A 10,470-nucleotide genomic window follows, 5' to 3' on the forward strand; every position below is an offset into this window, starting at 1 on the left:
GGGACCGGCTGGCCGGCGACGTCCTGCGGTGCGCGGGCGATGCCTGGCGTGACCGGAAGCTGACGGTAGGTGCGCGGTGGCGTCGCCCTCCGGCGGGGCGGTGCTCTCACCGGGCGCGGCAGGGCCCTTCGGGCCGGTCGGCCGGCGCCGTGGTGTTTCGCGAGAGCAGCCGCAGCACCTGGCAGACCTGTTCGGTGCCGTCGAAGGGGTCGTCCAGTGCCGTGGTGTGGTACGTGCCGAAGATCAGCGACAGGACCAGTGAGCTGATCAGTTCCGGACTCTGCGCGGCGGTCAGCTCCTCCTGCTCCTGGGCCTCGCCGACGATCTGGGTCAGTACGGCCGACAGGTCGGCCATCACGGCCGGAGCCTTCCCCCGGGTACAGGCCTCCTCGCAGACGAGGCGGAGGCCGGCGCGGAAGCGGATGTCCGTGTGCATGTGACGCAGGAAGCCTGCCGTGAGGCGCTGCAGGTTCGTCAGCGGCGGGTCGCTGTCGCTCATGTCCTGCAGCAGTTCGCGCCATATCTGGTCGAACTCGGAAATGAACACGGCGGCGAGGGCGTTCTTGGACGAGAAGTGGGCGTACAGGGCGCCCTTGGTCATGCCGACATGGGCTGCGATGCGCTGCAGGTTGGCTCCCGCGTAGCCGTGCCGCGAGAACTCCTCGGCCGACGCGTCCAGGAACCTCTCCTGGGTCCTGAAGGCTCTCTCTTGTTTCGCCACCATGCCCCTCCGGAGACGCTTGGTCACGCAGAATAACAGTCTCTGGAGAATTTTTTGCGCGGGGTTCGGAAGGTGGCGGAAGGGGGTGCGGCGGCACGTGTGCCGGTGTCGTCGAGAGTGCCCGAACACCGTGCCGGTGGCGCGCGCCACTGCCGGAGAGCGGGGGAGTCGGGTGTCGGCTGAAACCCCCGGATTCTCCCCGGGCGGCTCAGGAGTGGTTCCGGCGGGATCCCGGCCCCGGGACCCTTGGAGAAAGCCGTTGATCGCAAGGTCGGCACGTCCGATGGCCTGGGAAAATGCTTCCCGAAGTCACCGCCACGCGCCATGTGACACTCCTGCGCGAGGGCGGCTCGCTGCCCGGCATCATCGAGGCCGACGACATGGGCGCCTATATCGCAAAGTTGCCCACCCGGCGGCGCTGACCTGCGATGACGCGGCCAATTCTATGAGTGACCTGCGCGGACAAGCCTTTCGGCGTCTTTCCGGGATGTGCCGGGTTGCACGGTCGATCCTTCCCAGGGACTCCCCGGTGGCGCGGATCCTCCCGGATCCTCCCCGGAGGGAAGCTGTGCCCTCGTATACGCGGCATGTCGTCGATGCGGGTCGGGCACGTCGGTGTCATCGCGACGCGTGACTGCCGTGGACGGTGTGACGAGTGTTGCGGCGGTCCCGTGACCGGGGAGAGGGCCGTGTACGTCACCCGCGATCCGGCGGCGGCCGGACGGTCCGGCCGCTGCCTGCTGCCCCACGCCGGCCGGCCGGGGACGGCCCGCCCCACGAGGTGCTGACCGGTGAGGCGCCTGGGCACGTCTGGGTACTTCCCCGGCCGGCGGGGCCCCGTGGCGGAGGAGCGCAGAGGCGTTCGCCCGGGGCCGGGGGTGAGGGCCCCGGCAGGCCCTGCCGGGGCGGACCGCCGCCTGCCCCTCGGGGCGCAGCCGGGTTGCGGCGGACGGAGCGAGGTCTTCTCCTGGGAAGCACGGGGCTTTGTGACGACATCGTGCTGGGAGGCGTATGACCGGCCGTGGCGGTCCCCCCGGAACCGGGGCGGCGGGCTGGGGGCAGCCCGCCGAGCTGGTGCTGGACACCGCCGGTGCGGTGATGACGTGCACGCAGCCCGTGCTGGAGTTGCTGGGCGGCTCGGCCGGGGAGCTCAGCGGCAGGGAGCTGGGCTCCTTCCTCGAGGAGCCTTCGGAGTGGGCGCGGCTGGCGGAGAGCGCCGGGCACGGCCGTCGCAGCGACGGGCGCGTGGTGCTACGGCGCGTCGGCGGCGGCCGGGTGGACGTGGACGTGAGCGTGTTCGCGCTCGCAGGTGGAGGCGGGGCGCGTTTCCTCGTCTGGCTGGTGCCCGCGGCGGGAGCCGAACTCGAGGACGAGTTCGGGATGCGGGTGGCCCTGGCCGGAGGCGGTGTGCTGGCCTCCAGTCCGCGCGCACAGCAGCGGCTGGACCTGCTGCACGCGGCGGCGGTACGCGTCGGCGGTTCGCTGGACGTGGCGCGCAACGCCGAGGAACTGGTCGACCTGCTGGTGCCGGTGTTCGCCGATCTGGGTGCGGTCGATCTGACCGAGGACGTGCTGGCCGGGGAGGAGCTCGGGGAGTTCGCCGCGGACGCCTCCATGAGGCGCGTCGCCGTGGCCGCCGGGGAGGGAATGTGGCCCGAGGAAGTCTACGGCCTCGGGGAGACGTTCTCGATCGGGGACGTCGAGCGGGAGCACCTGCTGCGGGGGTCGGCCGGCATCATGCCGGACCTGAGCGGACTGAGGAGGGCGGCGGCACGGGATCCGCGCCGGTCCCGGCTGACCCTGCCCGAGGCCGCGACCTCCTTCCTGGTCCTCCCGCTGCGGGCACGCGGGACCGTGCTGGGGGCCGTGCCGCTGTGGCGGACCGGGGACCGGATGCCGTTCGACCGGGGCGACGCGACCCTGGCCGAGGAGATCGGCTCCCGGCTGGCCCTGGGCCTGGACAACGCCCGCCGGTACACCCGGGAGCGGCGCACGGCCGAGGCTCTGCAGCGCAGCCTGCTGCCTCCTCCGGTGGTGCGTCTGGCGGCGGCGGAGACCTCGGGGATGTACGCGCCGGCCAGTACCGCGGCCGGCACCGGCGGGAGCTGGTACGACGTGATCCGGCTGTCCGGGGTCCGGGTGGCCTTCGTGGTGGGCAAGGTCGCCGGGCACGGAGTGAACGCCGCCGGCGCCATGGGACGGCTGCGGTCGGCGGTGCAGACCCTGGCCGACCTGGACCCGCCGCCCGACGAGCTGCTGAGCCATCTGGACGACCTGGTGACCCGCATCGGTGAGGACGAGAGGCACCGGGCGGGACCGGCCGTTAGCTCCCTGCACGGAGCGACCTGCCTGTACGCCGCCTACGACCCGGTCACCGGACGGTGCCTCGTCGCCAGTGCCGGGCACCCCGGCCCCGTCCTGGCCAGGAGGCGGGGCTGCGCGGCGGACGACGTCGAACTCCGTCCCGGGCCGCCGCTGGGAGGGGGCACCGAACCCTTCGAACCGGTGGAACTGCTCCTGCGGCCGGGCGATGTCCTCGCCTTCCACAGCGGACCGCTCACCGCGGCGGTGCGGAACACCGAGCGGGACCTGGAGCGGATGTGCGAGAGCGCCCGGACCGCCGCGAGCACCGAACAGCCGTTGAGCGAGGTCGGCCCCCGCCTCCTTGCCCGCCTGCGGGAGCAGAACCGTGACGAGGACCTCGCCCTGCTCCTGGCCCGTGTGGACCGGGTGCCGCCCGGGGACACGGCCTTCTGGCGACTGCCCGCCGACCCCAGCCTCGTCGCACGCGCCCGGGCCCTGGCCTCCGCCCAGCTGGCGGAGTGGGACCTGGGCGAGCTGGACTTCACCACCGAGCTGATCGTCAGCGAACTGGTCACCAAAGCCGTCCGCTACGCCGGCGGCCCCATCGGCCTGCGGCTGATCAGGAACCACCGGCTCGTCTGCGAGGTCTCCGACCCCAGCCAGTCCCAGCCCTACCTGCGCCGCGCCCGCCTGTCCGAGGAGGGCGGCCGCGGTCTGTTCCTCATCTCCCAGCTCGCCCACCGCTGGGGCAGCCGCTACACCCCCGGTGGCAAGACCATCTGGACCGAGCAGCTCACCGAGGGCCCCTGAGTTCACCGGCAGTCACACTCCGCGCGGATGCCCGGCGTGCCCGGGAGACGGCCTCGCCGAAATGCCGCACGTTCGCCTCGTGGTTCCGGGACGACCACCGCGGTGAGCGGCGCAGCGAGGCCGTCTTCACCGGCGTCGGCCCCGACGGGGGACGCAACCGCCCGGTGCTGGACGACGCGCTGCTCACCGACGCGGAACCGCCGCTGGGCCGGGAGGGCTGGAGAGCCTTCTTCGACCCCCCGCTCGAGGACGGTCCCGTATGACGCGGCGGGGGCGGCGCCGGCCGTCGTGGAGCAGGTGGGATTTGAAGAAACCACCGGTCGGGAGGAACCTGGAACCTGAGTCATACGCGGCCAAGGCGTCCAGAACGCTCCGACAGGCAGGCGAAGGACATGGCTACCGCACACGCCCCCCATACCCAGCACCCGCACCGGCACGGCGAGGGCTGCGGCCACGTCGCCTTCGGGCACGGCGACCACACCGACTACGTGCACGAAGGCCACATCCACCGCGTCCACGAGGGTCACGTCGACGAGTGCGAGCCCGAAGGGCACGCGGTCCACGGTGACCACCCGCACCGGCACGGCGGGAGCTGCGGCCACGTCGCCGTCCCGCACGGTGACCACATCGATTACGTCCACGATGGATGCCGGCACGCCCTCCACGAGGGCCACTGGGACGAGCACTGAGGACCGGCGGCTGCGCGGTGCAGCGGAACCGCCGCCGGGGCTTTGCGGCCCGCTCGCTCCGGTCGGCGGGATGCGGGCTGTCAGGCTGTCCGTCCGTCCGGGCACTTCCGGCACCGTCCTTCGAAGACGAGCACGTGGCGTACGTCGACGAACCCGTGCTGCCGCTGCGCAGCCGCCAGCCACTCCTCGAACTCCCGGCAGGGGACGGGCACGTTGTGCCCGCAGCTGCGGCAGACCAGGTAGTGCCGGTGTTCGGTGGTGTCCCTGTAGCGGTAGGACTTCCCCCCGCTGCCGTCGCGCACGACATCGACCAGGCCGAGGCGTTCCAGAGCGGCGAGCGCCCGGTACACGGTGCTCAGGCTGACCGGATTCCCCTGGCGCTGGAGGTGCCGGTGGATCTGCCGGGCACCGGCGAACACATCCAGCCCTTCGAGTAATCGCAGGACCGTCGCCTGCCGTCGGCGGGTTCCGGGGAGCGGGGACCACCGGTCGGAGGGCCGGGGGGCGTCGTTTGCCGGGGTGCCCCGGTGTGTTCGAGCGGCGGGCCGACTCTCGGGCGTCTCCGCGGGCAGTGCGCGCGCCCGCGGGGCGGTCCCGCCGCGGGAAGGGGGCGGGGCCGGCCCCTTCCGTGTCCGCGGCTCTCCCTGGGGCCGCCGCGTCGCGCGGAACTCCTGTAGCTCAGGGGGTGCGAATCCTCCCCCGGGGGCGGGGAAGCCCGTCGGTGACGTGGCGTCACTGGACATGGTGACATTCTATGGGAAACGGTTTTCGTTTTCCTGCCGACCCCGTCCTTCGGGGTGTCACCGCCCGCGGCCTTCGCCGAGCGGGCACATGAGTGTTCCGCCGCGGCCGACGGCCGGGGCCGGGCCGAGGCCACGCGGTACTGGCAGCGAAGGGCCGCCGAACTCCCCGACGGTCCCGCGCTCCCATCGCTCGGCCCGTGTCCGGGCGCGGTGCGCCGGCCGGGGCCGGGCCGGGCGGTGCCGTGGCTGCACCACCGCCCGGCCCGGAGTCCGTCACGCCGCCGGCAGCGGCTGCGGGTGGTCGTGTTCGCAGGCGTCCTCGATGCCGTGGGTGTCCCACACGGGGAACGGATCGTGGGGCGGAGCCGCCTCGCCGTCGGCCAGCAGGCACGCGGACAGGGCGGCCTCGAGCGCTTCCGGACGCAGGCCGGTGCCGATGAACACCAGTTCCTGCCCCTGGCCGTCTCCTGCCTCGCGGGCACCGGAGGGCTCGAAGCGGGTGACGGAGCCGGCCTGGGACCACAGCCCGGTCACATGCGGGCGGGAGGCCAGGCGGAAGAAGCCCTTGGAGCGCAGGACCTGCCCGAACTCCCCACTGTCGAGGCGCTCGGTCACGAAGGACCACAGCCTCTCGGGGTGGAAGGGCCTCTCGGAGCGGAAGACGGTGGAGGAGATGCCGTACTCCTCGGTCTCCGGCACGTGGTCGCCGTTGAGCTCCATCACCCAGCCCGGCGCCTGCTGCGCCTTCCCCAGGTCGAACAGCCCGGTGCCCAGGACCTCGCCGAGGTCCACCCGCCCGTGGACGGCGGGCACGATGCGGGCGGCCGGGTTGAGCCGGGTGAGGGCGGCCCGCAGCCGGTCGGCGTCCCCGGCGCCGACGAGGTCGAGCTTGTTGAGGACGATGACGTCGGCGAACTCGATCTGGTCCATCAGCAGGTCGCTGACGGTGCGCTCGTCGTCCTCGTACTGGTCCAGGCCCCGCTCGGCGAGCCCGTCCCCGGCGGTCAGTTCCGGCAGGAAGTTCGCGGCGTCGACGAGGGTGACCATGGTGTCCAGGTCGGCGAGGTCCGCCAGGGTGGCGCCGTCGTCGCGGGGAAAGGCGAAGGTGGCGGCGACCGGCATCGGCTCGGAGATGCCGCTGGACTCGATGAGCAGGTGGTCGAACCGTCCCTCGCGGGCGAGGCGGTCGGCCTCCTCCAGCAGGTCGTCGCGCAGGGTGCAGCAGATGCACCCGTTGGTCATCTCCACCAGGCGCTCCTCGGTGCGCGACAGAGCCGCCTGGCCGCCGCGCACCAGGGCGGCGTCGATGTTGACCTCGCTCATGTCGTTGACGATGACCGCCACCCGCAGGCCCTGGCGGTTGGCCAGGACATGGTTGAGCAGGGTGGTCTTGCCCGCGCCGAGGAACCCGGACAGGACGGTCACCGGCAGGCGCTGGTGTGTCATGCCGTTCTCAGTCCTCGGGTCGCAGCAGGCCGCGCTGGTAGGCCCTGACCAGGTGCTGCGGAACCAGGTAAGACGTGCCGTCCACGGTGATCGGCACCAGTCGCGGGGTGCGGGCCTTCCACTGGGCGCGGCGGTGGCGGGTGTTGCTGCGGGACATCTTCCGCTTGGGTACGGCCATGGTGTTCCTCCGGTCGGGGGCGTCTCGCCGGAGATTACATGAAAACGAATTCCATAACCAATCTTGTGGTCGGGCACCCCGCGCTGTTCCGCGGGAGGCGGCGCCGAGGGACGGCTTCCATGTGCTGCGGCACACCTACGCCTCGGTCATGTTGGAGGCGGGGGAGTCCGTGGTGACCCTGGCGCGGTGGCTCGGGCACTCTTCGCCGGCCGTCACGCTCGGTTACTACGCTCACTTCATGCCGGAGGCCGGGAGTAAGGGGCGCACCGTCATGGACGGACTGCTGGGCAGGCGGGGGAGGCCGGGCGGCGGCTGAAACTCCCCAGATTCTCCCCAGGGTGGTTCGGGAGTGGTTCCGGCGGGGTCGCCGGTCCGGGGGCTTCTGGGGCCGACCGTGGATTGCAAGGCTGGCACGTCGGATAGCCTGTGAAAATGCTTCCCGAAGTCACCGCCACGCGCTATGTGACACCCCTGCGCGAGGGCGGATCGCTGCCCGGCATCGTCGAGGCCGACGACCTGGGCACCTATGTCGTGAAGTTCACCGGAGCCGGGCAGGGCCGCAAGACCCTGGTTGCGGAGGTGCTGTGCGGGCGGCTCGCCCAGCGGCTCGGTCTGCGCGTGCCCGATCTGGTGCGCGTGCGGCTGGATCCGGTGATCGGTCTGGGCGAGCCCGACCAGGAGGTGCAGGAACTGCTCAAGGCCAGCGGCGGGCTGAACCTGGGAATGGACTTCCTGCCCGGCTCGATGGGCTTCGACCCGCTCGCCTACCGGGTGGACGCGCGGGAGGCGGGGCGCGTGGTGTGGTTCGACGCCCTGACGGGCAACGTCGACCGCTCCTGGCGCAACCCCAACATGCTGGTCTGGCACGGAGACCTGTGGCTCATCGACCACGGCGCCAGCCTGATCTGGCACCACAACTGGGCCACCGCGGCCAGCGCTGCCGACAAGCCGTACGACGCCTCCGACCACGCCCTGGCGCCCATGGGCCCGGACATCGTCTCGGCCGCCGCCGAGCTGGCGCCGCGGGTGACGCGGGAACTGCTGGCCGAATGCGCGGCCGACATCCCCGACGAGTGGCTGGCAGGTGAGCCCGGCTTCGACACCCCGGAGGAGCTGCGCCGCGCCTACACCGAGGTGCTGGCCGCCCGGGCCGGTACGGTCCACGAGCGGATCACCGTCGGTGCTCCGAGCCAGGACGGGCCCTCCAGGGCGCCCGGCTGGCTGAAGGACTGGGCGGACGCCGTCAGCGGGCTGAACAAGGGCGGAGGGACGCGGTGAGCGGGCAGTTCGGCGGGCGTGACGTCTTCGAGTACGCCGTGCTGCGTCTGGTCCCACGAGTGGAGCGCGGCGAGATGATCAACGCCGGGGTCGTCGTCTACTGCCGGGCCCGCTCCTTCGTCGCGGCCCGAACCCATCTGGACGCCGAACGGCTGCGGGCGCTCGATCCGCACGCCGACGTCGAGGGGGTGCGGGCGGCCCTGCACGCGGTGGAGTGCCTGTGCCGCGGCGGGGCGGAGGCCGGGCAGGCCGCGGCCGACGACGCCGGGCGGCGCTTCCGGTGGCTGGTCGCCCCCCGCTCCACCGTCCTCCAGCCGGGCCCGGTGCACACCGGTCTGACCGCCGACCCCGAGGCGGAGACCGAGCGGCTGCTGGAGGTGCTGGTGCGCTGAGCGGGCGCACCACACGCTCCTGGCCGTACCCGGCGCACCGGAGGGGGCGGAGGCCCGGACGTGGGCTGGGCCTCACCGTGCCTTCGGCCGTTGACACAGCGTGTCCGTGCTTCTAGCGTCACGTCTGCCGAAGGTACTAAGCGGTTGCTCACCCATTCGAGTGCGAGGAGAACCAGCATGCCCACCACCGAGCAGCGTGTCGCGATCGTCACGGGCGGAGCCCGGGGGATCGGCGCCGCCACCGCCGTCCGGCTCGCCGCCGAGGGCCGGGCCGTCGCCGTGCTCGACCTGGACGAGTCGGCCTGCGCGGACGTCGTGGAGAAGATCACCGCGGCGGGCGGCAGGGCGCTGGCGGTCGGCTGCGACGTGTCGGACGCCGAGCAGGTGGAGGCCGCCGTCGCGCGGGTCGCCGGCGAGCTGGGAGCGCCGACCGTCCTGGTCAACAACGCCGGAGTGCTCCGCGACAACCTGCTGTTCAAGATGAGCGACTCCGACTGGGACACCGTCATGAACGTGCACCTGCGCGGTGCCTTCCTGATGTCCCGGGCCTGCCAGAAGCACATGGTCGACGCCGGCTTCGGACGGATCGTCAACCTCTCCTCCAGCTCCGCGCTCGGCAACCGCGGCCAGGCCAACTACGCCGCCGCCAAGGCAGGTCTGCAGGGCTTCACCAAGACCCTCGCCAAGGAGCTGGGCAAGTTCGGCATCACCGCCAACGCCGTGGCCCCCGGTTTCATCGTCACCGAGATGACCGCGGCCACCGCCGCCCGCGTCGGCATGGACTTCGAGGACTTCCAGAAGGCCGCCGCCTCCCAGATCCCCGTCCAGCGCGTGGGAAGGCCCGAGGACATCGCCAACGCCATCGCGTTCTTCACCGGCGAGGAGGCCGGTTTCGTCTCCGGCCAGGTGCTGTACGTGGCCGGCGGCCCGCTCAACTGACGGCCGCCGACGGCCGCACCGCGAAAACGACGGAACGGAAAAAGCTCATGGCAGTGCAGGACAGCGGCAGGGTCGCCCTGATCACCGGGGCGAGCCGCGGCATCGGCTACGGCATCGCCGAGGCGCTCGTGGCCCGCGGCGACCGGGTGTGCATCACCGGCCGAAACGAGGACGCCCTCGCCGAGGCGGTGAAGCGGCTCGGCGCGGACCGGGCCATCGGCGTGGCGGGTAAGGCCCACGACGAGGCCCACCAGGCGGAGGCCGTCGAGCGCACCATGGAGGCGTTCGGCCGCGTCGACCACCTGGTCAACAACGCGGGCACCAACCCGGTCTTCGGGCCCATCGCGGAGCTGGACCTGAACGTCGCCCGCAAGGTCTTCGACACCAACGTCCTCTCCGCGCTCGGGTTCGCCCAGCGCACCTGGGCGGCCTGGCAGAAGGAGCACGGCGGCACCATCGTCAACATCGCCTCCGTCGCGGGGCTGTCCGCCTCGCCCTTCATCGGCGCCTACGGCATCAGCAAGGCGGCGATGGTCAACCTCACCCTCCAGCTCGCCCACGAGCTGTCGCCGGGCGTGCGGGCCAACGCCATCGCCCCGGCCGTGGTGAAGACGAAGTTCGCGGCCGCGCTCTACGAGGGGCGCGAGGAGGAGGTGGCCGGGCGCTATCCGATGGGGCGGCTGGGCACACCCGAGGACATCGGGGGAGCGGCGGCCTTCCTCACCTCCGACGACTCCGGCTGGATCACCGGCCAGACCCTCGTGGTCGACGGCGGGATCTTCCTCAACGCCGGGGTCGAGTGACCCCCGGGCTCCGGCACACCGCGACGGTGGGCCGGAGCCCGCACCGCACCGGTGGCGGGGGGGCCGGCCCCCGGGGGGGGGGGGGGCGGCGCCGGGGGGGGGGCGGGGGGGGGGTGGGGGGGCGGGGGGGCCCCCCGGGGGGCCCCGGGGGGGCGGCGGTGAGGGGG

At 72.6% G+C, this 10,470-nt stretch carries 10 protein-coding genes and 2 pseudogenes; 8 read left to right on the forward strand and 4 right to left on the reverse strand.

All coding sequences use genetic code 11. The features are described from left to right. Window positions 1-106 precede the first annotated feature (106 nt). Window positions 107-724, reverse strand: a complete 618-nt coding sequence (locus tag ACW69E_RS25220) for a TetR family transcriptional regulator (RefSeq protein ID WP_457500597.1) — start codon at window positions 722-724, stop codon at window positions 107-109. Between the two features lie 293 nt (window positions 725-1,017). Here ACW69E_RS25220 and ACW69E_RS25225 point away from each other — a divergent pair. The 3 genes and pseudogenes from ACW69E_RS25225 to ACW69E_RS25235 all read left to right on the forward strand — a co-directional run. Then, window positions 1,018-1,122: pseudogene (locus ACW69E_RS25225) on the forward strand (HipA family kinase); the annotation flags it as partial. Between the two features lie 610 nt (window positions 1,123-1,732). Beyond that, window positions 1,733-3,835: a SpoIIE family protein phosphatase gene (locus ACW69E_RS25230; protein WP_457500598.1), complete on the forward strand. Its 2,103-nt coding sequence runs from the start codon at window positions 1,733-1,735 to the stop codon at window positions 3,833-3,835. A gap of 392 nt (window positions 3,836-4,227) precedes the next feature. Then, window positions 4,228-4,524 (forward strand): hypothetical protein, encoded by a 297-nt coding sequence (locus ACW69E_RS25235; RefSeq protein ID WP_457500599.1) that lies wholly within the window; start codon window positions 4,228-4,230, stop codon window positions 4,522-4,524. An 80-nt stretch (window positions 4,525-4,604) separates the two neighbouring features. Here the strand turns inward: ACW69E_RS25235 and ACW69E_RS25240 are convergent, their stop codons facing one another. The 3 genes from ACW69E_RS25240 to rpmF all read right to left on the reverse strand — a co-directional run bounded on the left by ACW69E_RS25240 (window position 4,605) and on the right by rpmF (window position 6,891). Then, window positions 4,605-5,267: a transcriptional repressor gene (locus tag ACW69E_RS25240; RefSeq protein ID WP_457500600.1), complete on the reverse strand. Its 663-nt coding sequence runs from the start codon at window positions 5,265-5,267 to the stop codon at window positions 4,605-4,607. A gap of 273 nt (window positions 5,268-5,540) precedes the next feature. Next, window positions 5,541-6,713 (reverse strand): GTP-binding protein, encoded by a 1,173-nt coding sequence (locus tag ACW69E_RS25245; protein ID WP_457500601.1) that lies wholly within the window; start codon window positions 6,711-6,713, stop codon window positions 5,541-5,543. A gap of 7 nt (window positions 6,714-6,720) precedes the next feature. After that, window positions 6,721-6,891, reverse strand: coding sequence for a 50S ribosomal protein L32 (gene rpmF, locus ACW69E_RS25250; protein ID WP_457500602.1), 171 nt, complete (start codon window positions 6,889-6,891; stop codon window positions 6,721-6,723). A gap of 94 nt (window positions 6,892-6,985) precedes the next feature. Here rpmF and ACW69E_RS25255 point away from each other — a divergent pair. The 5 genes and pseudogenes from ACW69E_RS25255 to ACW69E_RS25275 form a co-directional block, all read left to right on the forward strand. Next, window positions 6,986-7,207, forward strand: a pseudogene (locus ACW69E_RS25255) (tyrosine-type recombinase/integrase); the annotation flags it as partial. 116 nt (window positions 7,208-7,323) lie between these two features. Then, entirely contained in the window at window positions 7,324-8,169 is an 846-nt protein-coding gene (locus ACW69E_RS25260) for a HipA family kinase (RefSeq protein WP_457500603.1), read from the forward strand. Further along, a complete protein-coding gene (locus ACW69E_RS25265; RefSeq protein ID WP_237879366.1) occupies window positions 8,166-8,561 on the forward strand; it encodes a DUF3037 domain-containing protein in 396 nt (131 codons plus the stop codon). The genes ACW69E_RS25260 and ACW69E_RS25265 overlap by 4 nt, the downstream gene beginning before the upstream one ends. A 177-nt stretch (window positions 8,562-8,738) precedes the next feature. Then, the gene (gene fabG, locus ACW69E_RS25270) at window positions 8,739-9,500 is read left to right on the forward strand and encodes a 3-oxoacyl-ACP reductase FabG (RefSeq protein WP_457500604.1); all 762 of its coding nucleotides are present in this window, start codon (window positions 8,739-8,741) and stop codon (window positions 9,498-9,500) included. 47 nt (window positions 9,501-9,547) lie between these two features. Then, window positions 9,548-10,303, forward strand: a complete 756-nt coding sequence (locus ACW69E_RS25275; protein WP_457500605.1) for an SDR family oxidoreductase — start codon at window positions 9,548-9,550, stop codon at window positions 10,301-10,303. Window positions 10,304-10,470 lie beyond the last annotated feature (167 nt).

The sequence above is a fragment of the Streptomyces sp. SS8 genome, assembly GCF_054072955.1.